Source organism: Pseudarthrobacter sp. LMD1-1-1.1 (assembly GCF_040676255.1).
In the GTDB taxonomy this organism is placed as follows: Bacteria; Actinomycetota; Actinomycetes; order Actinomycetales; family Micrococcaceae; genus Arthrobacter.
The window spans coordinates 446,267-472,956 of sequence record NZ_JBEGHP010000023.1; the positions used below are offsets into that span (position 1 = coordinate 446,267).

At 67.1% G+C, this 26,690-nt stretch carries 27 protein-coding genes and 3 tRNA genes; 23 read left to right on the forward strand and 7 right to left on the reverse strand.

Annotated elements, in window-relative coordinates; translation table 11 throughout:
- Positions 1-9: 9 nt before the first annotated feature.
- On the reverse strand, positions 10-858 hold the full coding sequence (locus MRBLMD1_RS15580) for an alpha/beta hydrolase (protein WP_364401221.1): 849 nt from the start codon (positions 856-858) through the stop codon (positions 10-12).
- Between the two features lie 110 nt (positions 859-968).
- Between MRBLMD1_RS15580 and MRBLMD1_RS15585 the strand changes: the two genes are divergently transcribed.
- The gene (locus MRBLMD1_RS15585) at positions 969-2,450 is read left to right on the forward strand and encodes a YibE/F family protein (protein WP_364401224.1); all 1,482 of its coding nucleotides are present in this window, start codon (positions 969-971) and stop codon (positions 2,448-2,450) included.
- A gap of 48 nt (positions 2,451-2,498) precedes the next feature.
- On the opposite strand, the gene MRBLMD1_RS15590 is transcribed toward MRBLMD1_RS15585, so the two are convergent.
- Positions 2,499-3,710: a globin domain-containing protein gene (locus MRBLMD1_RS15590; RefSeq protein WP_275180355.1), complete on the reverse strand. Its 1,212-nt coding sequence runs from the start codon at positions 3,708-3,710 to the stop codon at positions 2,499-2,501.
- 132 nt (positions 3,711-3,842) lie between these two features.
- Between MRBLMD1_RS15590 and dusB the strand changes: the two genes are divergently transcribed.
- The 10 genes from dusB to MRBLMD1_RS15640 all read left to right on the forward strand — a co-directional run bounded on the left by dusB (position 3,843) and on the right by MRBLMD1_RS15640 (position 12,283).
- Positions 3,843-5,021 (forward strand): tRNA dihydrouridine synthase DusB, encoded by a 1,179-nt coding sequence (dusB, locus tag MRBLMD1_RS15595; protein ID WP_159632404.1) that lies wholly within the window; start codon positions 3,843-3,845, stop codon positions 5,019-5,021.
- A complete protein-coding gene (locus MRBLMD1_RS15600; protein ID WP_414703699.1) occupies positions 5,014-6,333 on the forward strand; it encodes a deoxyguanosinetriphosphate triphosphohydrolase in 1,320 nt (439 codons plus the stop codon). The genes dusB and MRBLMD1_RS15600 overlap by 8 nt, the downstream gene beginning before the upstream one ends.
- A gap of 116 nt (positions 6,334-6,449) precedes the next feature.
- Complete coding sequence (locus MRBLMD1_RS15605; RefSeq protein WP_159632403.1) at positions 6,450-6,773, forward strand: hypothetical protein; 324 nt, start codon at positions 6,450-6,452, stop codon at positions 6,771-6,773.
- A 1-nt stretch (position 6,774) separates the two neighbouring features.
- On the forward strand, positions 6,775-7,875 hold the full coding sequence (locus MRBLMD1_RS15610; protein WP_364401230.1) for an FAD:protein FMN transferase: 1,101 nt from the start codon (positions 6,775-6,777) through the stop codon (positions 7,873-7,875).
- Positions 7,868-8,425 (forward strand): ferric reductase-like transmembrane domain-containing protein, encoded by a 558-nt coding sequence (locus MRBLMD1_RS15615; protein WP_364401468.1) that lies wholly within the window; start codon positions 7,868-7,870, stop codon positions 8,423-8,425. Before MRBLMD1_RS15610 ends, MRBLMD1_RS15615 begins: the two co-directional genes overlap by 8 nt.
- Complete coding sequence (locus tag MRBLMD1_RS15620) at positions 8,422-9,690, forward strand: NADH-ubiquinone oxidoreductase-F iron-sulfur binding region domain-containing protein (RefSeq protein WP_364401233.1); 1,269 nt, start codon at positions 8,422-8,424, stop codon at positions 9,688-9,690. Before MRBLMD1_RS15615 ends, MRBLMD1_RS15620 begins: the two co-directional genes overlap by 4 nt.
- Positions 9,687-9,947 carry a ferredoxin gene (locus MRBLMD1_RS15625; protein ID WP_159632401.1) on the forward strand — a complete coding sequence of 87 codons (261 nt, stop codon included), beginning with the start codon at positions 9,687-9,689 and terminating at the stop codon, positions 9,945-9,947. The genes MRBLMD1_RS15620 and MRBLMD1_RS15625 overlap by 4 nt, the downstream gene beginning before the upstream one ends.
- 29 nt (positions 9,948-9,976) lie before the next feature.
- Entirely contained in the window at positions 9,977-11,920 is a 1,944-nt protein-coding gene (gene dnaG / locus MRBLMD1_RS15630) for a DNA primase (protein WP_159632400.1), read from the forward strand.
- A 95-nt stretch (positions 11,921-12,015) separates the two neighbouring features.
- A tRNA-Asn gene (locus tag MRBLMD1_RS15635) sits at positions 12,016-12,088 on the forward strand.
- Between the two features lie 122 nt (positions 12,089-12,210).
- Positions 12,211-12,283, forward strand: a tRNA-Asn gene (locus MRBLMD1_RS15640).
- 70 nt (positions 12,284-12,353) lie between these two features.
- Here MRBLMD1_RS15640 and MRBLMD1_RS15645 read toward each other — a convergent pair.
- From MRBLMD1_RS15645 to MRBLMD1_RS15655, 3 genes are all read right to left on the reverse strand, one after another.
- A complete protein-coding gene (locus MRBLMD1_RS15645) occupies positions 12,354-12,761 on the reverse strand; it encodes a hypothetical protein (protein WP_159632399.1) in 408 nt (135 codons plus the stop codon).
- A gap of 80 nt (positions 12,762-12,841) precedes the next feature.
- The gene (locus MRBLMD1_RS15650) at positions 12,842-13,018 is read right to left on the reverse strand and encodes a glycine zipper 2TM domain-containing protein (protein WP_159632398.1); all 177 of its coding nucleotides are present in this window, start codon (positions 13,016-13,018) and stop codon (positions 12,842-12,844) included.
- A 73-nt stretch (positions 13,019-13,091) separates the two neighbouring features.
- A complete protein-coding gene (locus MRBLMD1_RS15655; protein ID WP_159632397.1) occupies positions 13,092-14,315 on the reverse strand; it encodes a multidrug effflux MFS transporter in 1,224 nt (407 codons plus the stop codon).
- A 179-nt stretch (positions 14,316-14,494) separates the two neighbouring features.
- On the opposite strand from MRBLMD1_RS15655, the gene MRBLMD1_RS15660 reads away from it, so the two are divergent.
- The 6 genes from MRBLMD1_RS15660 to MRBLMD1_RS15685 all read left to right on the forward strand — a co-directional run bounded on the left by MRBLMD1_RS15660 (position 14,495) and on the right by MRBLMD1_RS15685 (position 19,765).
- On the forward strand, positions 14,495-15,346 hold the full coding sequence (locus MRBLMD1_RS15660; protein WP_364401240.1) for a phage holin family protein: 852 nt from the start codon (positions 14,495-14,497) through the stop codon (positions 15,344-15,346).
- Positions 15,347-15,448: 102 nt separating this feature from the next.
- On the forward strand, positions 15,449-16,072 hold the full coding sequence (locus MRBLMD1_RS15665) for a CDP-alcohol phosphatidyltransferase family protein (protein ID WP_224025556.1): 624 nt from the start codon (positions 15,449-15,451) through the stop codon (positions 16,070-16,072).
- On the forward strand, positions 16,072-16,980 hold the full coding sequence (locus MRBLMD1_RS15670; protein WP_224025557.1) for a DMT family transporter: 909 nt from the start codon (positions 16,072-16,074) through the stop codon (positions 16,978-16,980). Before MRBLMD1_RS15665 ends, MRBLMD1_RS15670 begins: the two co-directional genes overlap by 1 nt.
- A gap of 111 nt (positions 16,981-17,091) precedes the next feature.
- The gene (locus MRBLMD1_RS15675; protein ID WP_364401244.1) at positions 17,092-18,288 is read left to right on the forward strand and encodes a glycosyltransferase; all 1,197 of its coding nucleotides are present in this window, start codon (positions 17,092-17,094) and stop codon (positions 18,286-18,288) included.
- 75 nt (positions 18,289-18,363) lie between these two features.
- Positions 18,364-18,437, forward strand: a tRNA-Ile gene (locus MRBLMD1_RS15680).
- 137 nt (positions 18,438-18,574) lie between these two features.
- Positions 18,575-19,765: an acyl-CoA dehydrogenase family protein gene (locus tag MRBLMD1_RS15685; RefSeq protein WP_364401247.1), complete on the forward strand. Its 1,191-nt coding sequence runs from the start codon at positions 18,575-18,577 to the stop codon at positions 19,763-19,765.
- Positions 19,766-19,833: 68 nt separating this feature from the next.
- Here the strand turns inward: MRBLMD1_RS15685 and MRBLMD1_RS15690 are convergent, their stop codons facing one another.
- Positions 19,834-20,493: a M23 family metallopeptidase gene (locus MRBLMD1_RS15690; protein ID WP_364401250.1), complete on the reverse strand. Its 660-nt coding sequence runs from the start codon at positions 20,491-20,493 to the stop codon at positions 19,834-19,836.
- Between the two features lie 447 nt (positions 20,494-20,940).
- Here MRBLMD1_RS15690 and rpsB point away from each other — a divergent pair, with 447 nt between their 5' ends.
- The 6 genes from rpsB to MRBLMD1_RS15720 all read left to right on the forward strand — a co-directional run bounded on the left by rpsB (position 20,941) and on the right by MRBLMD1_RS15720 (position 25,968).
- A complete protein-coding gene (rpsB, locus tag MRBLMD1_RS15695) occupies positions 20,941-21,804 on the forward strand; it encodes a 30S ribosomal protein S2 (RefSeq protein WP_110544706.1) in 864 nt (287 codons plus the stop codon).
- Between the two features lie 129 nt (positions 21,805-21,933).
- Positions 21,934-22,770 (forward strand): translation elongation factor Ts, encoded by an 837-nt coding sequence (gene tsf, locus MRBLMD1_RS15700; RefSeq protein WP_141161028.1) that lies wholly within the window; start codon positions 21,934-21,936, stop codon positions 22,768-22,770.
- A gap of 150 nt (positions 22,771-22,920) precedes the next feature.
- The gene (gene pyrH, locus MRBLMD1_RS15705) at positions 22,921-23,658 is read left to right on the forward strand and encodes a UMP kinase (RefSeq protein WP_159632390.1); all 738 of its coding nucleotides are present in this window, start codon (positions 22,921-22,923) and stop codon (positions 23,656-23,658) included.
- A 129-nt stretch (positions 23,659-23,787) separates the two neighbouring features.
- On the forward strand, positions 23,788-24,345 hold the full coding sequence (frr, locus tag MRBLMD1_RS15710) for a ribosome recycling factor (protein WP_141161026.1): 558 nt from the start codon (positions 23,788-23,790) through the stop codon (positions 24,343-24,345).
- Positions 24,345-25,265 (forward strand): phosphatidate cytidylyltransferase, encoded by a 921-nt coding sequence (locus tag MRBLMD1_RS15715; protein ID WP_159632389.1) that lies wholly within the window; start codon positions 24,345-24,347, stop codon positions 25,263-25,265. The genes frr and MRBLMD1_RS15715 overlap by 1 nt, the downstream gene beginning before the upstream one ends.
- Before the next feature lie 118 nt (positions 25,266-25,383).
- Positions 25,384-25,968 carry a DivIVA domain-containing protein gene (locus MRBLMD1_RS15720; RefSeq protein WP_364401254.1) on the forward strand — a complete coding sequence of 195 codons (585 nt, stop codon included), beginning with the start codon at positions 25,384-25,386 and terminating at the stop codon, positions 25,966-25,968.
- Positions 25,969-25,990: 22 nt separating this feature from the next.
- On the opposite strand, the gene MRBLMD1_RS15725 is transcribed toward MRBLMD1_RS15720, so the two are convergent.
- A complete protein-coding gene (locus tag MRBLMD1_RS15725; protein ID WP_307492312.1) occupies positions 25,991-26,680 on the reverse strand; it encodes a hypothetical protein in 690 nt (229 codons plus the stop codon).
- Positions 26,681-26,690: the final 10 nt, after the last annotated feature.

The window sequence follows — 26,690 nt, forward strand, 5'->3', positions numbered from 1 at the left end:
GGCTCCGGCCTACAGGGTGACGTGGACGGAGGACTCGGGAAGTAGATCCGTGAAGGCACGGGACGGCTGGACGCCGGCGCCCGTGCTCTCGGCGAAGGATTTGATGACGAACCCGGTGGCCAACGTCTGCCACACGCGGACCTTCCGCAGCATGAAGTGCCCCACGCCCTTGAGTGAGACGTACTGCATGCTTGCGGCGTCAGCGGAAGCCCGGCGCGCGAAGGCCAGCGACTGTGAGGGGCTGGTCATGTGGTCGGTAGTGCCGTGGATGATGAGGACTTTCCTGCCGTTGACCCTCTCCACCGGGGTTTCCGGGCCCAGCCAGGGCGCCAGCGCCACCACGGCCTCCACCTGCGGATGGTCTGCCGCGCACACGGCGGTCAACCCGCCCATGGAGTGGCCCAGCAGGAAGACGGGAACGTCGGGGTGGCGTTCCGCAATCTGCTGCAGGGCCCACCGGGCGTCCTGCAGCGGGGACATATCCGGGCCGTTCCAGCCGCGGACACTGTTGCGCAGGGACCAGACGGCCAGTCCGTGTTTCCGGCCGGCACGGTGCAGGTGCCTGGCGAAAGGAATCATCCTGGCCGGGCTCAGGTGCCGCGCCTCCACCGGCTCCCGGCTGTGGGCCTTGCCGCCGTGGAGGACCAGGACCACGCCCCTGGTGCTGCCGGATGCTTCCAGGACGCTCAGCACCGGCCGGTGGGCGGGAAGAAGGGGCGCCTGACCGGCCCGCACCGCGCCGCTGTCCGGTGTCGCATTGGTACCCGTCCCGGCCCCACTAGTACCGGTTCCCCTGCTGCCGGCCCCCTGTGCACCACGGTTGTCCATGACTGGTTCCTCCCCATCCCGATGGTCCATTTATAAACCCTAAGGCGCCGCACGTAGAGTTCAACCATGAGGTTGTACTGCTGATGGGCGCCGGTCACTCCCACGCTTCCTTGGATCATTCGGAGCCGACGCCCCAGGCGATGGCTGCCCGCAGCAAGGCGAACCGCATCCTGGCCGCCGTGCTCATACCGTTGGCGCTGCTGACCCTGGCAGGGATGGCCGCGCTGTGGCCGTCCGGCAGCAAGGAGGGGGTCTCGCTGGCCAACCCGTACGCCACCGCCCCCGGCGTCACCTTCGATACCGGCACCATCCAGAACGTGGTCACCGGGAGCTGCATGCAGGACACCGGCCAGCAGGGAACAAACCAGCAGGGAACAAACCAGCAGGGGAGCGGGCAACAGGACACCGGCCAGCAACAAACAGGCCAGCAGCAACCCGCCCAGCAGGCCCCGCAGCAGGCGCCAGGCCAAGGTTCGGACTGCACCTTCGCCTTCACCGAACAGGACAAGGGCGGCAGCCCGGTAAAGGTGGTCATCAACCCTGACGTGGCCGCATCCCACGGGGTCAAACCCGGCGACCAGATCCGGTACCTGAACCTTTCAAACGCCCAGGGCGCCACCGGGTCGCAGGGGTCCCCGGCTTACATCTTCGTGGACTTCGTCCGGACCATGCCCATTGTCCTGCTCGCCGTCCTCTACGCCGTGGTGGTCATCGCCGTCGCCAGGTGGCGGGGGCTCCGGGCCCTGATCGGCCTGGTGGGCGCATACCTCGTACTGGCGAACTTCCTGCTCCCGGGCCTGGTGGAAGGCAAACCGCCGCTCCTGCTGGCGCTGGTGGGCTCCACGGTGATCATGATCGGGGTGCTCTACTTCGCCCACGGGTTCTCCGCACGCACGTCGACGGCGCTGCTGGGCACCATTTTCGGCCTGGCCATCACGGCCCTCCTGGCGGCCTGGGCCACCGACGCCGCCAACCTCGCCGGCGTGGGCAGCCACGACGCCGCCACCCTGGTGAACACGTCGTCGAACATCTCAATATCCGGCGTCATCCTGTGCGGACTCATCATTTCCGGCCTGGGCGTCCTGAACGATGTCACCATCACCCAGTCTTCGGCCGTGTGGGAGCTTTACGAACTGGCACCGGCCAGCAGCGCCCGCAAGCTGTTCACGTCCGCCATGCGGATCGGCCGCGACCACATTGCCTCCACCGTTTACACCATCGCCTTCGCCTACGCCGGTGCCGCACTGCCCATCCTGATCATCGTCATGCTCTACGACCGGCCACTCATGGACACCCTCACCAGCGCCGAGCTCTCCGAGGAGGTCATCCGGACGCTCGTGGGATCCATCGGACTTGTCCTGGCCATCCCGGTGACCACCCTGATCGCCGTCCTCGTGGTCAAGGCAACAGGCATCAAGGCAGGCGGCGTGCAGGCACCAATCGCCGGGCCTGGGGACGGAACGCACGACGCCGGGCACAGCCACGCGGACGACGTCGCGGACACCGGGGCGCTCGCCGCAGCCGCCCTTGAGGAACGCAGCCGGCGCACCGCCGTCGAACCCGGTGTCCTGCCCACGGAAGAGGCCGGCACCCGCCGGGGCCGGCGGGCGGACCGCGGCTGACCTGCGTCCAAACCCAAGGCTGGACCTGCGCTCAGTGCCCCCTACGGGTTACTGGTAGTCGGCCAGCCAAAGGTCCGGGCCGAAGACTTCGTACTGGATGTCCTTCGCCCGCACGCCTGCGCCCACCAGGGCGGTCCGCACCGCCTGCATGAAGGGCATGGGGCCGCAGAGGTAATACTCGCCGTCGGACGGCAACTGGACGTCCTTGATGTTCATGAATCCGGAATGCACGCTGCCGTCGGCCGAAGAGCCCCCGCCGTCCGGGTTGAGGAACCAGGTATGGAGGGAAGCATCAGGGAGCGCGGCGAGGTCGGCCGTCACCTGGTTCCGCAATGCAAAGGAGGCAGGGGAGTCGTCCGCGTGCAGGAACAGGACCTTCCGCTGCGAACCGGACTTGACCAGGTGGGACAGCATGCCGGCCATGGGCGTGACTCCGATGCCCGCGCTTGCCAGCACCACGGGCCGGTCAGTGTATTCCAGCACCACATCGCCAAAGGGCGCGGAGAGGGTGACCTCGTCGCCCACATTGACGTGGTCGTGCAGGAGGCTGGACATCTCACCGTCCGGCGCACCCTCGGTGCGCACGCGCTTGACGGCGAACCGCCGGTGCTGGCCGTCGTCGGCCTGGGTGAGGCTGTACTGGCGTGGCTGCAGGACGCCGTCGGGCATCTGCATGCGGATGGTGACGTACTGTCCCGGCAGCGACGGCTTGACCTCCCTCTCGTCGGTCCGCTCCACCACGAAACTGACAACGTCGTCGGTTTCCTGGATCTTTTCGGCCACCCGCCAGGTGCGCCAGACAGTTTCCGGGCTCAGCCGGACTGCGTCATAGAGCCCGCGTTCCTTGTTGATGAGCATGTTGGCCATGAGCCAGTAGACCTCGTCCCAGGCCGCGGCCACCTCAGGGGTCACGGCGTCGCCCAGGACATCCACAATGGCCCACATTAGGTTGTCGTGCACCACCTGGTACTGCTCAGGACTCAGGCCCAGGGAGACGTGCTTGTGCGAAATACGGGACAGCAGGTGGTCCGGCAGGTGGGTGGGGTCGTTGACCAGGAAGCCGGCGAACGCGGCAACGGAACCGGCCAGCGCCTGCTGCTGCCGGCCATCGGCCTGGTTGCCGCGGTTGAACAGGCCGTTGAGCAGTTCGGGGTGTTCGCCGAACATGTGCTTGTAGAAACGGGAGGCGATCTCCTGGATATGTTCGCCGACGACGGGAAGGGTCGCCTGGATCACGGGGTATGCGGTGTCGGAAAGCATGGGCAAGTCTCCTTCAAACTTCCTGGCTGGTTGTCCGTCCCCGCGCCACGCTAACAGCCGTCCGAAACCGGGGACAGGTACTTTGGCACTGGACGGGATCACCGATTTGCCCGGCTTTGCAACAATGGACAGGTGACTGTTGCTGCAACTCCTCCCGCCCCCAAGCTGGAACTCCCGCCCCTGAAGCTGGGACCCATCACGGTGGACACCCCCGTGATTCTGGCTCCCATGGCCGGCATCACCAACTCCGCCTTCCGCAGGCTCTGCCGTGAGTACGGCGGCGGCATGTATGTGGCGGAGATGGTCACTTCCCGCGCGCTGGTGGAGCGGACCCCCGAATCCCTCCGCATCATTTCGCACGACGACGACGAAAAGGTCCGCTCCGTCCAGCTGTACGGCGTGGACCCCGGCACGGTCGGCGCTGCCGTGCGGATGCTCGTGGAGGAGGACCGGGCCGACCACATCGACCTCAACTTCGGCTGCCCCGTCCCCAAGGTGACCCGGCGCGGCGGCGGCTCGGCCCTGCCCTGGAAGATCGATCTCTTCACCTCGATCGTGCAGACCGCCGTTAAGGAAGCCTCCAAAGGCAACATCCCGCTGACCATCAAGATGCGCAAGGGGATCGACGACGACCACCTCACGTACCTCGACGCCGGCCGGATCGCCCGCGATGCCGGTGTCGCCGCCGTCGCGCTCCACGGCCGGACGGCCGCGCAGTTCTATTCGGGCAAGGCCGACTGGTCCGCCATCGCCCGCCTCCGCGAAGCCCTTCCGGACATTCCGGTGCTGGGCAACGGCGACATCTGGTCCGCTGAGGACGCCGTCCGGATGGTCCGCGAAACCGGCGTGGACGGCGTGGTGGTGGGCCGCGGCTGCCAGGGGAGGCCCTGGCTGTTCGGCGACCTGCAGGCCGCGTTCGAAGGCAGCGACGTCCGGCACCGCCCCAACCTCCGCCAGGTGGCCGAAGGCGTGTACCGCCACGCTGAACTGATGGTGGAAACCTTCGGCGACGAAGGCAAGGCACTGCGGGAGATCCGCAAGCACATCGCCTGGTACTTCAAGGGCTACGTGGTGGGAGGGGAACTGCGCACCCGGCTGGCCCTGGTGACCAGCCTGGAGGTGCTCCGGGACACGCTGGCCGAGCTGGACCTGGACTCGCCCTACCCCGGAGTGGACGCCGAGGGCCCCCGCGGCCGCGCCGGCTCGCCGAAAAGGCCCGCCCTGCCCAAGGACTGGCTGGACTCCCGGGCACTCAACGAGGACCAGTCCAAGGACATCGCGGCCGCAGAGCTGGACGTTTCCGGTGGCTGAGGCATCCCTGGCCGGACACCCGCCCGCGGGCACCCCCACCGCAGCCCTGGCGCTGCCGGGCTACGACACCCACGACTCCGCGCGCTGGGTGGAGGAACCGCCCAAGAGCACCTACCGCTCCGACTTCGAACGCGACCGCGCCCGCGTGCTGCACTCCTCTGCGCTGCGCCGGCTGGGCGCCAAAACCCAGGTGGTGGCACCGGACACGGACGACTTCGTCCGGACCCGGCTCACCCACAGCCTGGAAGTGGCACAGGTGGGCCGCGAACTGGGCCGGGCGCTGGGCTGCGATCCGGATGTGGTGGACACCGCCTGCCTCAGCCACGATCTCGGCCACCCGCCCTTCGGCCACAACGGCGAATCGGCGCTGAACGAGGTGGCCCACGCCATCGGCGGTTTCGAAGGCAACGCCCAGACCCTGCGCCTGCTCACCCGGCTCGAACCCAAGGTGCTCACGGCTGATGGCCACCCGGCCGGACTGAACCTCACCCGCGCCAGCCTTGACGCGGCGTCGAAATATCCCTGGTCAGCGCTGGAGGCACCGGTGATCCACGGGCAGAGGACCAGCAAGTTCGGCGCCTACGAGGATGATCTCCCCATCTTCAACTGGCTCCGCGAAGGTGCTCCGGAACGCCGGACCTGCCTCGAAGCCCAGGTCATGGACCTGGCGGACGACATCTCCTACTCCGTCCATGACGTGGAAGACGCGATCGTCGCCGGCCACTTCCAGCTGCGCTGGATGGACAACCCGGACCACCGCGCACGCGTGGTGGGCTACGCCAAGCAGTGGTACCTGCCGCACAACGACCCCGCCGCCATTGACGCCGCCCTCGCCCGGCTGGAGGCCACGGACGTCTGGGTGCGCGAGGCCGACGGCAGCCGCAAATCCATGGCGGCCCTGAAGAACATGACCAGCCAGCTGATCGGCCGGTTCTGCCAGAGTGCCCTGGAAACCACCCGCGCCGTCTACGGGCCGGAAAACCTGACCCGCTACAGCGCCGAACTGATGGTTCCCGACGAAACCGTCATGGAGATCGCGGTGATGAAGGGCCTGGCCACCACCTTCGTGATGACCACGGAGCACCGGCAACCCATCTACGAGCGGCAGAGGGAAGTGCTCCATGCCCTGGTGACCGCCCTCAGCGCCACGGGTGACCGGCACCTGGAGCCGATGTTCGCGGCGGACTGGCGGACGGCGGACGACGACGGCGCGCGCCTTCGCGTGGTCATCGACCAGGTGGCCTCACTCACCGATGGATCGGCCCTGGCCATGTACGAGCGCCTGGTGGGGAGCCTGCCCTCGCTCTGGTGACCCGCCGCTGGCTCCAGCCCGGACGTCCGCCCGATCAACAGCTTCCTTAAAGCATCTACACAGGAACGAAGCGCACCATGGGAGGAAAGACAGGCCGCTAGGAACGGGAGCTGGTCATGAGTACTCGCAGCAGGGGCAAGCGCCTGGCCACCGGGATCACCGCGGCCGTAGGTGTGGGCAGCTTCGCGGCTGCCGGGGTCGCGGCAGCCGCCGTGTACGCCGCAACGCCGTCCGTCATCGCCAGGACCACTCCCGCCACGGACACCAGCACGCAGGGAAGCACCCCTAAAACCGGTCCTGCCCGCTCCGACGACGATGACTACGGGACCCACCAGGACAGCAGCCCCCGCCGCTCCAAGAGCTACGGCAATTACGGCAGCACCACGCCGGTCCAGCCAGGCAACGGCGGTACCGTCCACGGCCGGTCCTCGGGGTCTTGACGTGGCACGTTCCGCAATGGCAGGTCCCGGTGCCCCGGCTGCCAGGACCGCCGAACACACAGCACCCCCGCACGGCACAGCATCTCCGCACGGCACAGCGCACACCAGCTGGACTGTCTGGGGGCTTGAGGCCTCGGTCACGGTCACGGAACCGGCACTGCTTGCCGCGGCCGGGGACATTGTCCGGGATGCCGTGGCGGAGGTTGACCTCGCCTGCAGCCGCTTCCGCGAAGATTCGGAACTGATGATGCTCCAGCCCCACATGGCGCGGGGTGTAAGCATCAGCCCCATGTTCCGGCTGCTCCTTGAACGTGCCCTGGACGCTGCCCGGATGACCGGCGGCGACGTTGACCCCACTCTCGGAGCCGACCTGGCCGCGTTGGGCCACGGCCCGGGAATGCAGGGCAGGCCGGGGCTCACCAGTGTGCCGGTACCGCCGCAGCCTGTGCCATCCCAGCCGGTACCGCAGCATCGATCGACGCCCCGGGCCCCCGGCTGGTCCCGCCTCCAGCTCGGGGCAGGCACCCTCACCGTGCCGGACGACCTCCGCCTGGACCTGGGGGCGTCAGCAAAGGCAGTCGCGGCCGATCTTGCGGCCGCAGCTGTCTACCGGGAGCTGGGCTGCGGGGTGCTCGTGGGCCTGGGCGGTGACCTGGCCAGCGCCGGGCCCGGACCGCAGGAGGACGGCAAGCCCGGCCACTGGCAGATCATGGTGCAGGACCTTCCCGCCGACCCTGCCCAGTACATCTCCCTGGCCCCGGGGTTCGCCGTGGCCACGTCCAGTACGCAGAAACGCCGCTGGCAGCACCAGGGGATGCAGGTCCACCACATCCTTGACCCCCGCTTTGGCCTCCCCGCCGAGCCGGTCTGGCGTTCGGTGAGTGTCGCAGCGCCCACCTGCCTGGAAGCGAACGCCTTCAGTACCGCGGCCATTGTCCGCGGCTTCGCTGCCCTGGACTGGTTGCGGACCGAAGGCATTGCTGCCCGGCTGGTGGACAGCCGGGGCAGGGTCGCCACCACCAGCGGCTGGCCGCCGGAAACCTGGAACCCCGTTGGGAACACCGAAGAAAGCAATACTCCCGGGGGTGGCGGCCATGGATGAGGCCATGTGGGCGTTCGGCCGGGTCAGCGGGTTCGTGTCCCTGGCACTGTTCACGGCGTCGGTGCTGCTGGGCATCCTCAACCGGTCCGGCCGGCCCCTGTTGGTGCTGCCCCGGTTCTCCATCAGCCTCCTGCACCGGAACATCGCCCTGCTCGCCACAGTGTTCCTCGGACTGCATGTGGGGTCCCTGCTCCTTGACTCCTTTGCCAAGCTCAACCCGGTGGACATCGTGGTGCCGTTCCTGGGCTCCTTCCAGCCGTTCTGGCAGGGGCTGGGAACCGTGGCGCTGGACCTTGTCCTGGCCGTGGTGGTGACGGGCCTGCTGCGGCACCGGATCGGGCAGCGCAGCTTCAAGGCCGTGCACTGGCTCAGCTACGGCGTCTGGCCGGTGGCGATGGCGCACGCGTTGGGCAACGGCACCGACGTCTCCAGCGGCTGCTTCCTCCTGCTGGCCGCGGCGTCCGCAGTGGCCGTAGCCGCGGCCCTGCTGTGGCGGCTGAGCCCCTCCTTCCTCGAAACCTCCCACGCCCGGCAAGGACACCTCCCGTGAGCCCCGCCAAGGACACCTACCCGACCGCGCCCCTCCACGCCATACAGGACAACAGGGGGCAGGAACCGCGGCTCCTGGCAGCAGGCCCTGACGCCGGCTTGGAACAGCACCTCGACACCTTCGGACCCTGGGAGCCGAACGCCGCCGGAGCCGGCCTGCTGGAGGCGCTCGGGGAGGCTGGACTGACCGGGCGGGGCGGAGCCGCGTTCGAAACCTGGCGCAAGGCCACTGCCGCTGCCGGGTCCGGCAGGAAGGGCCTGTTTGCGGCCCGGCCGGTGGTGATCGCCAACGGCGCCGAGGGCGAACCGCTCAGCTTCAAAGACCGCACCCTCCTTGCCCACGCGCCCCACCTCGTCATCGACGGGCTGGCCGCCCTGGCCGCGGCCCTTGGCGGCGCAAGCATGTACGTCTACGCACCGGCGGCCGGCCTGCCCCGCGTGCAGCAGGCCATCGGCGAACGCCCCCGGGGCAACCGGATCCGGGTAGTGCAGGCACCCGAAACCTTCATCTCCGGCGAGTCGAGCGCCGTCGTCAATATGATCGGCAACGGCAACGCCGTCCCCACCGACCAACGCCGGCGCCTCAGCGAATCCGGCCTCAACGGCCGGCCCACACTGGTGGTCAACGTCGAAACCCTCGCCCAGGTTGCCCTGATCGCCCGCTACGGGGCGCAATGGTTCCGCCAGGCGGGCACCGCGACGGACCCGGGCACACGGCTGGTGTCCGTTTCCGGTCCTGCCCCGGTACGGGATGTGGTGCTGGAGGTGCCCGGCGGTGCGCAGCTTTCGGCGGTCCTGCAGGAAGCGGGCATGGACCCTGCCGCCTTGTCCGCCGTCCTGGTGGGCGGCTACCACGGCCGGTGGGTGCGGCCCGCGGCGCACGCGCTCTCACCCGTGGGCCCGCCGGACCGGACCGCCCGGCCGGGCGCAGGAGTGATCCACGCCCTGGATCTGCAGACCTGCGGCATCCAGGCGACGGCGCGGATCGTCAGCTACCTTGCCGACCAGTCCGCCAGGCAGTGCGGGCCCTGCATGTTCGGGCTGCCGGCCATGGCATCCGTCCTCAACCGGATCGCCGGAGGGGAAACAAATCCCCGCCTTGCCTCCGAACTGGACCGGCTGGGGCGGCTGGTCTCCGGGCGGGGCGCGTGCAGGCACCCGGAAGGGACCACCGGGCTGGTCAGCAGTGCCCTGGAGGTCTTCGCCGCAGACTTCCGCGCCCACCTTTCCGGATACTGCACGGGCCCGGGAGGCGCAGCGGCATGAAAACCCACCTGCATATCGACTGGACCAGCTGCGACGGCCGCGGCCTGTGTGCCGAACTGCTTCCCGGGGTGCTGGACCGGGACGACTGGGGGTACCCCGTGGCGCGCGGAAAGACAGGCCGCGACAGGACCGACGTTCCGCTGCGTGACGCCGACCGTGAAGCCGCACAGGAGGCCGTCTTCCTCTGCCCCAAGCTGGCCCTCAGCCTGCTCGACGGGAGGACACCGGAACCCGGGACGCGGGTGCCCGGGCAGTGACGCCGGGCCGGTGACACTAAGATTGCTGTGTGGCTGGGCTGATTAAACGTGAAGATATTGACGAAGTACGCCAGCGCACGGACATCAAGGAAGTGGTTGACGGCTACGTCACGCTCAAGGGCGCCGGGCTGGGAACCTTCAAGGGCCTGTGCCCCTTCCATGACGAGCGCTCGCCGTCCTTCACCGTCCGTCCCCAGGTAGGCCGTTACCACTGCTTCGGCTGCGGCGAGGACGGCGATGTCATCGCCTTTGTCCAAAAGCAGGACCACAGCTCCTTCCAGGAAGCCGTGGAGAAGCTCGCGTCCAGGATCGGCTACGAGCTCCGCTACGAAGACGGTGGAACCGGCCCCAACCGCGAGGAAGTGGGCCGCCGCCAGCGGCTGCTGGACGCACACAAGATCGCGGACGAATTCTTCCGTGCGCAGATGCTCACGCCCGGCGCCGCAACGGCCCGCAACTTCCTGTTTGGCCGCGGCTTCGACCGGGCCGCCGCGGAACACTTTGGCTGCGGCTACGCACCCCAGGGGTGGGACGCCCTCCTGAAGCACCTGCGCGGCCGCGGCTTCACCGACGCCGAACTCAAGCTCACCGGAATGTTCAGCGAAGGAAACCGGGGCATCTACGACCGTTTCCGCGGGCGCCTCATCTGGCCCATCAAGGACATGGCCGGTGACACCATCGGCTTCGGCGCGCGCAAGCTGTATGAGGACGACCAAGGCCCTAAGTACCTCAACACCCCGGAGACCACCCTCTACAAGAAGTCCCAGGTCCTGTACGGCATCGACCTCGCCAAGAAGAGCATCGCCAAGGACAGGCAGCTGGTGGTGGTGGAGGGCTACACGGACGTCATGGCCTGCCACCTTGCAGGGATTACGACGGCGGTAGCCACCTGCGGCACCGCCTTCGGTACCGAGCACATCAAGATCGCCCGCCGGCTTTTGTCAGACGACGGCACCGGGGGAGAAGTGGTGTTCACCTTCGACGGCGACGCCGCCGGGCAGAAGGCAGCCCTGCGCGCCTTTGAAGAGGACCAGCGCTTCACCGCCCAGACGTATGTGGCCGTGGAACCCACAGGCGCGGACCCGTGCGATCTCCGCCTCAGCCGCGGGGACGAGGCGGTGCACGCCCTGATCCAGTCCCGGCGGCCGCTGTTCGAGTTCGCCATCCGCAGCACGCTCAAGCAGTTCAACCTGGACACCGTTGAAGGCCGCGTCCAGGGCCTCAAAGCATCCGTGCCCGTGGTGGCGGCCATCCGCGACGCCTCCACCCGGACGGGCTACTGCCAGGCCCTGACCGGCTGGCTGGGGATGCCGGACCCCAACGAGGTCTTGCGGATGGTCAACGCCGAAGTGAAGAACGCCGGAAAGCGCGGCGAGACCGGACGCCCCCCGGCCCCGGGCCAGCCGCAGCCAGGCGGCCCCTCCAGCCCGGCCCCTGCCCAAGCGGGGGCACCCGGCCTAGCTGCCGCGCCGTCGTCGGGCGTTGTCCCCTCCTTCCACCGCCCGGACCCGCGCGATCCCGTGGCTTCCATGGAGCGGCAGGCGCTCGAGGTGGCGCTGCAGCAGCCCTCCCTGCTGGCCGGCGGGGTGTGGGACCGCTTTGCCGCTGCCCGGTTCGCCATCCCTGCCTTCCAGGCCGTCCATGACGCCATGCGCGCTACTGGTCCCGGCCTGACCGTCGATCCGGTGCGGTGGGTGGAGCACGTCATGCACGAGGTGCCGGAACCCCTCCGGCCGCTGGTATCCGAGCTCGCCGTCGTGCCGCTGCCGGCCCACACCGAAGAAGCGGTGCTGAAGTACTGCCGCGACATCCTGTCCCGGCTTTTCGAACTCCAGATCACCCGGGTCAAGGCGGACAAGATGGGCCAGTTGCAGCGCCTTGACGCGGCGGCGGACCCGGAGACCTACCAGCGGCTCAACCGCGAGCTGATGATGCTGGAAATGGAACGCCGGGCCCTGCGCGCGGAGTCGTAGGGGTGGCCCGGCCAGCGGACCCGGAGGTGGGCCAGGTCACGGCCCCTCGATTTCGTTTCCGCGCCAAGAGTTTGCTAGGCTAATACCCGCTTCATTCCTCCTTAGCTCAATTGGCAGAGCATTCGACTGTTAATCGAAGGGTTGCTGGTTCAAGTCCAGCAGGAGGAGCTTCCATCCCCGTTCCGGCCTCCGGAACGGGGATTTTTGTTTCCCGGCAGGGCCGTCCGGGCCCGGAAAACCGCCGATTTCCCTTCGGCCGGAATCCTTTGCTAATGTCATACCTGCTTCATTCCTCCTTAGCTCAATTGGCAGAGCATTCGACTGTTAATCGAAGGGTTGCTGGTTCAAGTCCAGCAGGAGGAGCGCAACAAAAAATCCCCGTTCCTCCACATGGAGGAACGGGGATTTTTGTTTCCGCGGGGTGGGAGTCTGTTCAGACGAAATCCATTTCCACCTGCAGGAACCTTTCCGCCTCGGCGATGGCCGCCTGGAAGGCTTCCTGCTCCGTGGGCGACTTCCGGGGTTCACGCGGGCTCCACTCGTGCGGCGCGGAGTGGATCCTCACAAAGCCTGAGTCCGGGGGAGCGTAGAAAATTCCGAAGCGCTGCACCGGCCATTCCGGCGAGGTTTCCGGGGCCACCAGCAGGGCCGCGTTGAAGGCCGGATTGAACCATTGGGCGATGGGCCGGCGGCGGTCTTCCGTGAACAACCCCGCCGCGTACAGCGCCGCGGACTGCTGTCCGGCCTGCGCACACAGCCGCTCCCACCACAGTGGCAGGATCCGGGCGTCGCACCGTTGCCATGTGGCCGGAAGTGGCGGTTGGTTCTGCCAGTTGGGCACGGCATCATTTTATCGCGGGAGCGGGCCTGGCGGCAGGGAATGCCGCACCGGCCTGCCACAACAAAATCGCGGCACGTCCTTCAGCGGCGGCCGCGGGACCCCGGATTCACCCGGTACAGGATCGCCGCGCCTGCCAGCGTCCCCAGGATGATGCCCCAGGCGGGGTTGCCCAGGGCGCGGCCGGCGAAATAACCCACGACGGCGCCAAGCACCGCCCCGAGGAAGAGTCCCCGTCCATTCCGGTGTGTGCGGCTCACAGGCTGCCTTTCGAGGGGGAGTGGGGACAGGGTCACGCAGGCCCGAAATCACGGACCACAGTGGAGGTGGGTCTCAGTGGATCGAGGGTACCGTGCGCGGCCGCACCACCAGCCACAGTGCTGCGATCGCCAGCAGGATGCAGGCCGCCTGCACTGCTCCCATGGGAGCGGCGCTGGTGATGCCGAGCCAGCCCACCACGGGGGAGATGAGCCCGGCCATGAGGAACGTGGCCGCGCCCAGCAGCGAGGCTGCCGTTCCCGCCTGGGCCGCGTGCCCGGCCAGGGCCAGCACCTGGACGCAGGGGAACATGAAGCCGGTGCCCATGATGTAGAACCAGAGCGGGACCATCACGCCCCATAGCCCCAGGCCTGCCCGGTCGAAGACCACGATCAGCATGGCCATCAGGAACATCCAGGCCGTGGCGCCCGCCAGGATCCACTGCGGAGGCACAATCCTGATAAGCCGCGAACTGGTCTGCACGCCGGCCACGATGCCCAGGGAGTTGATGCCAAAGAGCAGCCCGTACTGCTGGGCGGAGAACCCGAACACGTCCTGGAACAGGAACGGCGAGGCCGACAGGTAGGTGAAGAGGCCACCGAAGTTGAAGCCCGCCACCATCAGCAGCCCCACGAAGATCCGGTCCGTAAACAGCGCCCGGTAGCGTTGCCGGGCGGTCATTCCGCTCCGGCCCCGCTTTTCCGGCGGAAGCGTCTCGCGGACCAGGAGCAGGGCGGCCACGATGACCAACGTCCCGTAGGCAGCCAGGAACACGAAGATGCCCGGCCACGGCATCACCAGGAGCAGCTGTGAACCGATGACGGGGGCAAGGATGGGCGCAAGCCCGTTGACCAGTGACATCCGGGAGAACATCCGCACCATGGCGTAGCCGGAAAACAGGTCCCGCACCATGGCCATGGCCACCACGCCGCCGCCGGCCGCGCCCACGCCCATCAGTACACGGAAGATCCCCAATGTGGTGATGTCCGTGGACAAGGCCGCGCCCAGGGATGCTGCGATGTGCAGCGCCGTGGCCAGGATCAGCGGAGTCCGGCGGCCGAACTTGTCGCTGAACGGACCCACCACCAGCTGTCCGAACGCGAAACCGACCGTGGTGCCCGCCAGGGTGAGCTGGACCTGGGCCTCGGTCACCCCCAGGCTTGCCTCCAGCGCCGGGAAGGCGGGCAGGTACAGGTCGATGGTGAACGGACCGAGGGCCGTCAAAGCGCCCAGGAGGAGGATGTACAGAAGCTTCCGGCGGCGGGTCAGCAGGTCGCCCGGATTGGGGGGATTGGTCACGGAGAACAATCCTAGGCCCGGCCATGGCGGTTTTTGCAGCGTTGTAGGCCGCGCCGTCCGGCAAGCCCCCAAGTCCGCCCTGAACCTGAATGGTAGTTTTGGTGGCGTGGACTGTGCGGCTGCACATTTCCGCACTAAACGGATGCAGTATGGACCCATGAACCAGTAAGGCGGAACCGATGAGCGGACGTCACAGCGGGCGTACCAGCCCGGGATTGCGTATCACTGCGCTGCCCGGGACGGCAAGACTCCTTTTCCGGTTGGCCCCCCGCCAGCTCAATGACGAGATCGCCTTCGCCAAGATTGAACTTAAGCGCAAGGGCGTCCAGGTGGGGGTGGCCGCGGCCTTCTTCGCCGTAGCGCTCCTCTTCCTGGCGCTGCTGGTGGTCGGCCTGATCGTCGCTGCCATCATGGGGCTGGCCACCATCATGCCCGCGTGGCTGGCAGCCCTCCTGGTTTCCGCCGCTTTCCTGCTGATCGCCCTCGTCGGGGGCCTGGTGGGCCTCGCCCGGTTCAAGAAGGCCATGCCGCTGATGCCGGAGGAAACCATCCGTGGCATCAGGCACGATATCGGGGTCGCCCGCGAAGGTTCCGCCTTCAACCCGGCCGTCCTGGATCCTGAGAGCCCGGAAGCCAAGGCTGCGAAGGCCGCCAAGGCCGAGGCAGCGGCCAAGGCAAAAGCCGAGAAGGAAGCCAAGGCCGCCCGGCACGACCAGGAGTTCCCGCACGCATCCGAACCCGAGCTGGTGCGCCGCCTGAGCCAGCGCCGCCACCACCTCACCGAGGTCCGCGACGAGCTCGGCACGGAACTGGACGTCAAGACCCAGACGCGCTATGTGCTGGCCGCCGCCCGGGTCAAGGCGCGCGAAGGCCAGGTACTGGCCCAGCGCGGCCTGGACGAGGCGGGGCAGCGGTTTGCGGCCCTGTCCGCCTCCGCTGACCTGCCCCGGCGCTGGAAGCCGCTGACGGCCCTTGTCGCCGCCGGTACGGTCCTGGTGGTCCTCCTGCGCAGGCTCCTGCGCGCCAACTAGGCCCCTGTTCCGCCACGCAAAAGTCCGGCGGAGGCTGTTTCCGCCTCTGAAGGCACAACCGAATGACCGCGCCGCGGCGCAGCAGGAAGGAGAGGGGGACGGGTGAAGTTCATAGGTGCAGGCGCCCGCCCCGGCCGTCCCCAGGTGGACCATGACCGCGTGGCCACTATTCCCAATCTGCTCACCGTGGTGCGGTTCATGGGTGTTCCGCTCTTCATCTGGCTGGTCCTGGCCCAAAAGGAGTACGGGGCAGGCGTGATCGTCCTGGCTGTCATGGCAGGGACGGACTGGATTGACGGCTACATCGCCCGCCGGTTCGACCAGGCCTCCAAGCTGGGCAGGGTCCTTGACCCCATCGCCGACCGCCTTGCCCTGCTGGCGGTGGCCTTCACCCTGGTGATTGCCGGCGTCGTGCATTGGCTGTACCTGGCCGCGCTGGTGGTGCCCGATGCCGTCCTGCTGGTACTGACTCTCTCCCTCTTCCGCGGCCACCCGGACCTCCCGGTCAGCGTGGTGGGCAAGGTGCGGACCGGGCTGCTGCTTTTGGGCACGCCGCTGCTGGTCCTTTCCCGGCTGGACACCGGGTTCTCCGACCAGCTCTTCGCCACCGCCTGGGTGGTGCTGGGCCTGGGCCTGGTGGGTCACTGGATTGCCGCGTACAACTATTTCCGGGCCATGCTGCGCAAGGGCCGGGCATTGAAACAGCACGACGGCGGGAACGGCTGATGGTGTGGTTTGCCGTCGGCCTGGCGGTGCTTGGCGCCTTCTGCCTTGCGTTGGGTGCGCAGCGCCAGGGCAGTGCCGTCAAAGCCGATACCGGCGGCCTGGCCCTGAGCTCCAATGGCTTCCTGCGCCTCCTGCGCAATCCGCGGTGGATGCTTGGACTCCTGCTGCTGTGCACCGGCATGGCGATGAATGCCGTCGCCCTGGTCTCCGCACCGCTCACGGTCATCCAGCCCATCGGCGCAATTGCCCTGGTGATCACCACTGTGGTCAATGCCCGGGACCAGGACCTGACCATCAACCGCGCCACAGCGGTGTCCATTGCCGCGTGCGTCACCGGATCGGCGCTCTTCGTCCTCCTGGCGGTCAACGTCACCCAGGAGAACCACCATGTCAGCCCGGAGGATGAGCTCACCATCGTCCTGCTGCTGGCCCTGGCGGTGGGACTGTTCGGCACGCTGGCCGTGACGTTCAAGCACCGGATGAATGCGTTCATCTATATCCTCGGCGCCGGCATCCTGTTCGGCTTTGTGGCAGTCCTCACCCGGATCATCGGCAAGCACCTCCTGGATCCGAATGGCCTCTTCCTGCTGAATGTCCAGTGGTATTCGGTGGTGGCCATCATCGCGGCCGGCGGCCTGGGGTCCTGGTTCGTGCAGAGTGCGTACTCCACCGGTCCGCCGGACCTGGTGATCGCCGGACTCACGGTGGTGGACCCCATGGTGGGCATTGCCATTGGCGTCATCATCCTGGGCGAACTGCGCCCCGACGTCCATGCCGTCATGGCCATTGCGATGGGAACGGCTGCCGCCCTTGCTATCGTTGGGGTTATCGCCCTTTCCCGGCACCACCCGGAGGTCACCAAGCGCAAGAAGGACGCGCGGAAGGCCGCCGGCAGGCCGTCCCACTAGTCCATTCCCGTCTGTAACCAGCAATCCCACGAAGCCCGGCGCCTTGCGCCAGTGGCCAACCGTGCTGTCAGTTCCACGCTGTCCGCACCGTGACCATCAGGAGTACTCCCCATGACCACGCCCGCCGACCAGCGCCCCCTGACCATCCTCATCGCCGCAGACACCTATCCGCCGGACGTCAACGGCGCGGCCCAGTTTGGCTACCGGCTGGCCAAGGGAATGACTGCCCGGGGCCACAACGTCCATGTCCTGGCGTCCCGCGACAGCAAGGGAAAGAGCTTCACCGAGTTCCGCGAGGAAGCAACCGTGCACCGGCTCCGCTCGCACAAGGCGTTCACCCACGAGAGCTTCCGCCTCTGCTTCCCCTGGGAAATCAAGAAGGAAATCAGCCTCCTCTTCGACCGGGTGAAGCCCGACGTCGTGCATATCCAAAGCCACTACATGATCGGCGAGCACGTTCTCTATGAGGCTGTGAAGCGCGGCGTCCGCATCATTGCCACCAACCACTTCATGCCCGAAAACCTCAACCCCTTCCTGCCGTTCCCGCAGTGGTTCAAGGACATCATTGGGCGGGTCTCCTGGAAGGACATGGGCAAGGTCATGGGCCAGGCGGACGTGGTGACAACGCCCACGCCGCTTGCCGCCCGCGCCATGCACGAGCACGCCTTCCTCCGCAAGGTTTTGCCGCTGTCCAACGGCATCGACTCCGCCGCCTATGAACTGCAGCCCGGTGAGCACATCGAGCCGCACGCCCACCCCACCGTCCTGTTCGCCGGCCGCCTCGCCGAGGAAAAGCACGTGGACGTGCTGATCGAGGCCATCGGCAAAACGCCGCCGGAGCTGAACGTACACCTGGAGATCGTGGGCGGCGGCGAAGTGCGCTCCGCCCTGGAGGATCTGGTGCGGCGGCTCGGCCTCACCAGCCGGGTCAAATTCCTGGGCCTGGCCAGCGACGAGGAACTGCGTACCGCCTACATGCGGGCCGACCTGTTCTGCATGCCCGGAACGGCGGAACTGCAGTCGCTGGTGACACTGGAAGCGATGTCCGCCTCCACCCCCGTGGTCCTGGCGGACGCCATGGCGCTGCCGCACCTGGTCCGCGACGGCGAGAACGGGTACCTCTTCACTCCCAACGACAGTGATGACCTGGCCAAGAAGATCACCCAGGTGCTGGAACTGCCCAAGGACGAACAGCAGGCCATGGGCCGCGCCAGCCGGCAGCTGGTGGAGCCGCACAGCATCCAGGGGACGCTGCAGACCTTCGAGGACCTGTACCGCGGCGCCTCCTACGAGGACAAAGTGGTCTGAACCCTTTCCCGGGTTTGCTAGAGTGTTTTTGCCCTGCCGGAGCATGGCGTCCGAACACCTGCTCCCGGGGCTTGGGGGGCTATAGCTCAGCTGGTTAGAGCGCGGGACTCATAATCCTAAGGTCCTCGGTTCAAGTCCGAGTAGCCCTACCTCAACCGCGGCCGACGAGTTTTCGTTGGCCGCGGTTTTCTTGGTTAACCCAGCACCCTGCGGTATGTTACTGACCAGTAACATACCGTGCTCCGCTCCGCGGCATGGTCAGCGCTGATCATCAAAGAAGGTAACCATGGCCACCTCCGCAGCCGATTTCCCAGAGCTTCCCTACGCCGACGGCGACTTCTTCGCCTTCGAGCAGCTTCTCTCCGGCAAGGAGCAGGACCGGCTGGCCGAAGTCCGCGACTTCCTGGCGCGTGAGGTCAAGCCCATTGCGGTGGACTGCTGGAACCGCGGAGAGTTCCCCATGGACCTGGTACCGAAGCTTGCCGGGCTGGACCTGGTCAGCCCGGTGCGGAGGCAGGGGTATTCCAACCTCTTCGCCGGCATGCTGCACGCCGAAGCCACCCGTGCGGACGCCTCCATCGCCACGTTCCTGGGCGTGCACGATGGACTGTTCACCGGCTCCATTGAGTTGCTGGCGTCCAAGGAGCAGCAGGACGAATGGCTTCCCGATATCTACGCGCTGAAGAAGATCGGGGCCTTCGGCCTGACCGAGCCGCTGGGCGGCAGTGACGTGGCCGGCGGAACGCGCACCACGGCGCGCAGGGACGGGGACAACTGGATCCTCAACGGCGCAAAGCGCTGGATCGGCAATGCCACGTTCTCCGACTGGGTGGTGGTGTACGCCCGCGACGTGGCGGACAACCAGGTCAAGGGCTTCCTGGTGGACAGCACGCTGCCTGGATACAGCGCAACAAAGATCGAGAACAAAATCTCCCTGCGGACTGTCCAGAATGCCGACATCGTCCTGACGGACGTCGTGGTGCCGGACCACTTCAAGCTCGCCAACGCCAACAGCTTCCGCGACGTCAACAAGGTGCTCAAAGTCACCCGCCTGTCAGTTGCCTGGCAGGCCGTGGGGCTCCAGATGGCCGCCTTCGATGTTGCCCGCCGCTATGCCGTGGAGCGCCAGCAGTTCGGCCGCCCCCTGGCCTCCTTCCAGCTCATCCAGGACCAGCTGGTCCGGATCCTGGGCAACACCGTCAGCTCCATGGGCATGATGGTCCGGCTCTCCCAGCTGGAGGACGCCGGGGAGGCGAAGGACGAACAATCCGCACTGGCCAAGGCCTTCGCCACCGACCGCATGAGGGAGAGTGTGGCGCTGGGCCGCAGCATCCTGGGCGGCAACGGCATCGTGACCGATTACGGGATGGCCAAAATCTTCGCCGACGCGGAGGCCATCTACTCCTACGAGGGCACGGCCGAAATCAACACCCTGGTGACAGGGCGGGCCATCACCGGGATCTCGGCGATCGTCTAGGCGGGACGCCCCCACGGGGAGTTGTCTGACTGACTGATGCTCCGGGGCCATGCCTGCGTTCTCCGTGGCTATGGTCCACCGGCTACCGGCAGCAGGATGGACGGGCGGAGGTCCAGGACGAACTGCAGGGGATTGACGTAGTCCTCTCCTTCCCGCACGCCCCAGTGCAGGCACTGCGCCGCCGGACAATGCCCCGGCAGCACAGTGCCAATGACCTCGCCCCGGGCCACGGTGGCGCCCACGGCCAACGTGCTTTCCACGGGTTCGAAACTGCTCCGCAGGCCGCCGCCATGGTCGATGGTGATCACGGGACGGTCCACCACCACGCCCGCGAAACTCACCGTTCCGGCTGCAGGTGACAAGACCTGCGTGCCTGTGCCGAAGTCAAGGTCTACGCCCCGGTGCCCGCTCAGCCATGGCTTGGGCGGCGGATCGAAAGGGCGCAGCACCGGCGGGCGCGGTGCCAAGGGCCACTGCCAGGAAGGGGTGGCACCCGCCCGGGTGGCCGTCGTCGTACTTCCCTGCTGGCCGGCGGCCGCATGGCTGAAGCCGGCGGCGCTGTTCGGAATGGCTGCGCTGTTGGGGATGACTGCTCTGTTGGGGATGACTGCTCTGTTGGGAATTGCCGCGTTGTAGGGGAGGGCTGCGCTGTTCGGGAGGCCGGCGCCCGGGGCGGCAATCGACGCCGGCAGCAGCAGGAATGCGGCCAGCAGGATTGATGTCTTCATGCGACCAGCCTGCCCGCCTGCGCCGCGCGCCGGCAGGGCCGGTTCCGGCTATGTGGACAACGGCCCGGGCAGGCACGGACTGTCCGGCGGGCGGGGGTGCCTGTAGTACACTTGATGGAGCAGTTTGCTGCGCCCTCAACGCGTTACGTCCCAGTGGTCCACCCCCGCGGTGCATCCCCCTGTCCGGATCGCGTCGGCACATCTCATTCAGGAGTGTGGGGGAGCAGCGGCTGACTACGCGCATCCAGCCCTCCGGCAGCCAACGCCCCGGCGTCGTCCATGGAGGATCGCGCTTCCTGCGGTCAGGCTTTCGTCCTGATGGGAAGGGCGGGGGATGCCAGGAGCACGGCCCGTCCGGGCCACGCTGATCAACCGTCAACTATTGGCAGGGTAAGAAGCCTCCGGGTTTTCTCATGAATGACCTGCCGGAAAATAAGGAGCGCCGGAATGCCCGTCGTAACCATGCGCCAGCTGCTTGACAGCGGCGTCCACTTTGGACACCAGACCCGCCGTTGGAACCCGAAGATGAAGCGCTTCATCTTCACCGAGCGCAACGGCATCTACATCATCGACCTGCAGCAGTCGCTGTCCTACATCGACCGCGCCTACGAGTTCGTCAAGGCCACTGTTGCCCACGGCGGCACCGTGCTCTTCGTCGGCACCAAGAAGCAGGCCCAGGAAGCAATTGCCGAGCAGGCAACCCGCGTGGGCCAGCCCTACGTCAACCAGCGTTGGCTCGGCGGTATGCTGACCAACTTCCAGACGGTTGCCAAGCGTATCCAGCGCATGAAGGAACTCGAAGAAATCGACTTCGACGACGTCGCCGGTTCCGCTTACACCAAGAAGGAACTCCTGCTCCTCAAGCGTGAGCTCACCAAGCTGGAGTCCAACCTGGGCGGTATCCGCAACCTGACCAAGGCTCCGTCCCTGCTGTGGGTTGTCGACACCAAGAAGGAACACCTCGCCGTTGACGAGGCCAAGAAGCTGAACATCCCGGTTGTGGCCATCCTGGACACCAACTGCGATCCGGACGAAGTCGACTTCCCGATCCCGGGCAACGACGACGCCATCCGCTCCGTGAACCTCCTGACCCGCGTTGTTGCCGACGCTGTTGCCGAGGGCCTGATCGCCCGCAACAACCGCGGCACGGGCGCCACCGAAGCTCCGGAAGAGCCGCTGGCCGAGTGGGAGCGCGAGCTCCTCGAAGGCAGCAAGGCAGAAGCTGCTGCCGCTCCGGCTGAGAACGCTGAAGCCCCGGCCGCCGAGGAAGCTCCGGCTGCCGCCGAGGCTCCCGCCGAAGACGCCAAGTAACACACGCAAAAATCCGGATTCTCCGCGCTGTCAGCAGCCGGAGCTGCTGACAGGATGGCAGCCCACCTCCGTGGGCTGCCGTCCTGTCGGTCCGTACACCACCACACATTTCTAGACAGAGGGGTTCACATGGCGAACTACACTGCCGCGGACATCAAGGCCCTGCGCGAGCGCACCGGCGCCGGCATGATGGACGTCAAGAAGGCTCTTGACGAAGCCAACGGTGACGCCGAGAAGGCCATCGAGATCATCCGCATCAAGGGCCTCAAGGGCGCTACCAAGCGCGAAGGCCGCTCCACCGCTGAAGGCCTCGTGGCCGCCAAGGTCAGCAACGGGGTCGGCGTCATGATCGAGGTCAACTGCGAGACCGACTTCGTCGCCAAGGCTGACAAGTTCATCCAGCTGGCCGACAAGGTCCTGGCCGTGGCCGTCGAGTCCGGCGCTGCCGACCTCGAGACCCTGCTGGCCACCGACGTTGACGGCAAGCCGCTCTCCGAGGTTGTCGTCGAAGAAGGCGCCATCCTGGGCGAGAAGGTTGTTGTCCGCCGCATCTCCCGCGTTGAGGGTGCAACGGTTGACGCCTACCTGCACAAGACCTCCAAGGACCTCCCGGCCCAGGTCGGCGTTCTGTTCGCTGTCGACGGTGAAGGCGAAGCCGCCACCGCCGCTGCCCACGACGTCGCCGTGCACATCGCCGCCATGGCCCCGAACTACCTCACCCGTGAGGACGTTCCGGCCGAGCTCGTCGAGTCCGAGCGCCGCATCGCCGAAGAGACCGCCAAGGCCGAGGGCAAGCCTGAAGCTGCCCTCACCAAGATTGTGGAAGGCCGCGTGACGGGTTTCTACAAGGGTGAGGTCCTGGTTGACCAGGCATTCGCCAAGGACGCCAAGAAGTCCGTGGCACAGGTCCTCGAAGAGGCCGGTGTCAAGGGAACCGCCTTCACGCGTTTCCGCGTCGGCTCCTAGCCGAAACTGCAAGGGGGTGGCCACTTCGGTGGCCGCCCCTTTTGCATGCGCCCAAACGGCTGGCAGTCCAGTCCATTTGGACCGCGGCCGGTTCCGGGCACCGGATCCGGCAGGATACCCTTTTTTCAGAGTCACCAACGGGAAGGCATCATGGAAGCCGTCAACACTGTCACGCATTCGGAAAAGAGCCGGCGGCGGGTCCTCCTGAAGCTCTCCGGCGAGGTCTTCGGCGGTGGGAAGCTCGGTGTCGACCCCGAGACCGTCCGCAACGTCGCCAAGCAGATCGCAGCAGCCGTCCCCGAAGTGGAGGTGGCCATTGTGGTGGGCGGCGGAAACTTCTTCCGCGGCGCCGAACTGTCCCAGAGCGGCATGGACCGCTCCCGCGCCGACTACATGGGCATGCTGGGAACGGTCATGAACTGCCTGGCGCTGCAGGATTTCCTGGAGCAGGCGGGCGTGGAAACCCGCGTCCAGAGCGCCATCACCATGGGCCAGGTGGCCGAGGCCTACATTCCCCGCCGCGCCATCCGCCACATGGAAAAGGGCCGCGTGGTCATTTTCGGCGCCGGCGCAGGCCTGCCCTACTTCTCCACCGACACCGTGGCCGCCCAGCGCGCGCTGGAAGTCCACGCCGACGTGGTCCTCATGGCCAAGAGCGGGGTGGATGCCGTGTACACCGCGGACCCCAAGAAGGACCCCACCGCGGAGCGGCTGGAGACCCTCAGCTACGACGATGCCCTGCGCCGCGACATCCGCGTCATGGACCAGACGGCCATGACCATGTGCAAGGACAACGACCTCTCCATGGTGGTTTTCGGCATGGAGGGTGAAGGCAACGTCACCCGCGCCATCCTTGGCGAAAAGCTGGGCACGCTGGTCACCGCCTAGCTGCGGCTAGGATGATTTCAGGACAGTTCCGTCCCCGCCCCTCCGGGCGGGGACGGAACCAGCAACAAAGAACCACGTGAGTGCATGGATCCGGCGCCCCGGACTGCACCAGAACCGTCAGGAGAGACCGTGATCGAAGAAACCTTGCTCGAAGCCGAAGAAAAGATGGACAAGGCGGTAGAGGTAGCCAAGGAAGACTTCGCCGCCGTCCGCACCGGCCGCGCCAACCCGGGCCTCTACAACAAGGTCCTGGTGGACTACTACGGCTCGCCCACGCCGCTGCAGCAGCTGGCCTCCTTCGCCATCCCGGACGCCCGCACCATCCTGATCACCCCGTTCGACAAGACCGCCATGCGGGACATCGAACGCGCCCTGAGCGATTCCGAGGTCGGCGCGAACCCGTCCAACGACGGCAACGTCATCAGGATCACCATTCCTGAGCTGACCAAGGAACGCCGCAAGGAATACGTGAAGATCGTCAAGACCAAGGGCGAGGACGCCAAGATCTCCATCCGCAACATCCGCCGCAAGGCCAAGGAAACCCTGGACCGCCTGGTCAAGGACGGCGAAGCGGGCGAAGACGAAGGCAACCGCGCCGAAAAGGAACTGGACAGCCTCACCAAGGCCCACGTGGACGGCATCGACGAACTGCTCAAGCGCAAGGAAGCAGAGCTGCTCGAAGTCTGATGGGCCAGGCAGATCAGGCCCCCGCACCACGGGCGCGCACACGGGGGAAGCAGCCCAGGAGCAACCCGACGCCGAAGGCCGGGCGGAACCTGCCCGCCGCCGTCGTGGTGGGCCTGGCCATGCTTATCGCCGTCCTCGGAGGGCTGCTGTTCCTCCCGCTGGCGTTCGTAGCCATCGTCACCGCCTTCGCCGTCTTTGGCGTGTGGGAGATCTACCGGGCGCTGGAAGCCAACGGCACCAGGATGCCCATCGTGCCGGTCATGACCGGCACGCTGGCCATGCCTTTCGCCGCCTACTTTGGCGGCATCGAAAGCCAGCTGTTCGCGCTCCTGCTCAGTGCGGTGGCCGTCCTGCTGTGGCGCTCGATCGAAAGCGCCGCCGGATCGGCCAACAGCATCTTCGCCGGTGTCTTCACCCTGGGGTGGGTTCCCTTCTTCATCAGCTTCGCCGCGCTGCCGCTGCACGCCGCAGGCACCACCCCGCTGGGGCTTTGGCCCGGCGGCATGGCCCCCATCGGCGCGTGGGAGATCGCCGTCATGCTCCTGCTGGTGGTCTCCAACGACACCTTCGGCTACCTGGTGGGCGCGTCGCTGGGAAAGCACCCCATGGCACCGAAGATCAGCCCCAAGAAGTCCTGGGAAGGCTTCGCCGGATCCGTGGCAGGCGCCATGCTGATCGGCGTCCTGGCAGCCCTCTTCGTGCTGGACAAACCGTGGTGGGTGGGCGCCGTGCTCGCCGTCGGAACCGTGGCCGCGTCCACCGCCGGCGACCTCGCCGAGTCCATGGTCAAGCGTGAACTGGGCGTCAAGGACATGAGCAGCATCCTGCCCGGGCACGGGGGAGTGATGGACCGGCTGGACTCCATCGTCTTCGCCTCGCCGGTGGCGTTCATCCTGTACGGCCTGGTGGCCGGCGCCTGACCCTCCAGCCCGGCGCGCCGGGCCCCCGACACAAACATGGTCCCGGGCCGCCGCACCAATCGCGGCCCCCTAAACTGGTGCGGAAGCACTACCGCTGAAGAGCATTGAAGGAAACGAAGTGGCATTGGACATTCATCGGCAGATCCCTGCGTCCTTTGAGCGCGTGCAGCGCAGCGAGTACGGGTACAACGCCAGGCAGGTGGACCAGTTCCTGCAGCGGGCACGGATCTCCCTGGAAACACCCCAGGCCGCTACCGACCCCGTCAACAGCGCCGACGTGAGGGCCGTGTCCTTCGATCCCGTCAAAGGCGGCTACTCCGCCACGGTCGTGGACGCCGCCCTGGACCGGCTTGAGGACGCCTTCGCCCGCCGGGAGCGGGATGAACTGATCGCGGCCCGCGGCGAGGAAGCCTGGCTGCGCGAAATCGGGAGCCTCTCCGGCATCCTCCGGGTCCGCCTGCACCGGCCCGACGGAGACCGCTTCCGGCGGCCCACCAAGAAGAAGGCCCGCAGCTACAACACCGACGACGTCGACCGGCTGTGCCGCGAGCTCGTCGCCTACCTCGAACAGGACAAGCCGTTGAGCGTGGACAGCGTGCGCCGCGCCGTCTTCCGTCCCGCAGTGGGCCGCGACGGCTACGAGGAATCACAGGTGGACGCCTTCCTGGACCGCGTTGTCGAGCTGATGGCGGCCATCGACTGACACGTCTCTGCCGCCGGGGCTTTCAGTCCCCGGCCGGCGGGGTGGGGGAAAGCGGCGTGAAGCGGCGCCACACGTCCCGGTAGCTCCGGTACCCGCGCGCCGCGGACACCGCCAGGAACGCCACGCCGCAGAGAGCCCCCACGATAAGGCCGCCCGCTGTCCCTGCCCCGGCGAGGGTTACCAGCAGCCCGGCAACAATGGCAATCAAGGCAGCGTTCGCCGTCGTCATGAAGATCATGCTGCTGCCCGCCACATGGCTGAAAGAGCCGCGGTTGCCGAAGAAATAGTAGGTCTGCACCGAACCGGCCTCATCGTCGTGGTGCGCGGCCATCAGGTACGGCGCCACGCCCGGATCGAGGTCCACGTACGCGGCCCGCAGCCTGTTCATGGCCGTGACGTACATCAGGTCCTCATGGGCCACGTTCATCACCCGGAGCTGGGTCAGCAGCCCGATCGCGGTATCGATGAACAGGACAACCACTGCCAGCAGGACGAAGGCATCCGAAAAGCCCGTGGCCTGGCCCACCAGAGCCACGCTGACAATGCTGGCCGAAGTGAACGTCAGGAACATGCTGATGCGGGTCAGCACCTCGCCCTGGGCCGTGCTGCGCGATGCCAGCAGGCCCCAGTGCTCCGTGGCGAGCAGCTGGGCCCGCACGGAGGCAGGGACCCCGCCGTGCTGGTGGGAGGTGCCGCCGTCCTCGATGGACATGGCGTTATTG

Excerpts from the sequence above, each read along its gene's own strand:
- MRBLMD1_RS15580 (WP_364401221.1), bottom strand. The coding sequence starts at position 858 with ATGGACCATCGGGATGGGGAGGAACCAGTCATGGACAACCGTGGTGCA.
- MRBLMD1_RS15585 (WP_364401224.1), top strand. The coding sequence starts at position 969 with ATGGCTGCCCGCAGCAAGGCGAACCGCATCCTGGCCGCCGTGCTCATA.
- MRBLMD1_RS15590 (WP_275180355.1), bottom strand. The coding sequence starts at position 3,710 with ATGCTTTCCGACACCGCATACCCCGTGATCCAGGCGACCCTTCCCGTC.
- MRBLMD1_RS15605 (WP_159632403.1), top strand. The coding sequence starts at position 6,450 with ATGAGTACTCGCAGCAGGGGCAAGCGCCTGGCCACCGGGATCACCGCG.
- MRBLMD1_RS15615 (WP_364401468.1), top strand. The coding sequence starts at position 7,868 with ATGGATGAGGCCATGTGGGCGTTCGGCCGGGTCAGCGGGTTCGTGTCC.
- MRBLMD1_RS15625 (WP_159632401.1), top strand. The coding sequence starts at position 9,687 with ATGAAAACCCACCTGCATATCGACTGGACCAGCTGCGACGGCCGCGGC.
- MRBLMD1_RS15660 (WP_364401240.1), top strand. The coding sequence starts at position 14,495 with ATGAGCGGACGTCACAGCGGGCGTACCAGCCCGGGATTGCGTATCACT.
- MRBLMD1_RS15670 (WP_224025557.1), top strand. The coding sequence starts at position 16,072 with ATGGTGTGGTTTGCCGTCGGCCTGGCGGTGCTTGGCGCCTTCTGCCTT.
- MRBLMD1_RS15675 (WP_364401244.1), top strand. The coding sequence starts at position 17,092 with ATGACCACGCCCGCCGACCAGCGCCCCCTGACCATCCTCATCGCCGCA.
- MRBLMD1_RS15685 (WP_364401247.1), top strand. The coding sequence starts at position 18,575 with ATGGCCACCTCCGCAGCCGATTTCCCAGAGCTTCCCTACGCCGACGGC.
- MRBLMD1_RS15690 (WP_364401250.1), bottom strand. The coding sequence starts at position 20,493 with ATGAAGACATCAATCCTGCTGGCCGCATTCCTGCTGCTGCCGGCGTCG.
- rpsB (WP_110544706.1), top strand. The coding sequence starts at position 20,941 with ATGCCCGTCGTAACCATGCGCCAGCTGCTTGACAGCGGCGTCCACTTT.
- tsf (WP_141161028.1), top strand. The coding sequence starts at position 21,934 with ATGGCGAACTACACTGCCGCGGACATCAAGGCCCTGCGCGAGCGCACC.
- pyrH (WP_159632390.1), top strand. The coding sequence starts at position 22,921 with ATGGAAGCCGTCAACACTGTCACGCATTCGGAAAAGAGCCGGCGGCGG.
- MRBLMD1_RS15715 (WP_159632389.1), top strand. The coding sequence starts at position 24,345 with ATGGGCCAGGCAGATCAGGCCCCCGCACCACGGGCGCGCACACGGGGG.
- MRBLMD1_RS15725 (WP_307492312.1), bottom strand. The coding sequence starts at position 26,680 with ATGTCCATCGAGGACGGCGGCACCTCCCACCAGCACGGCGGGGTCCCT.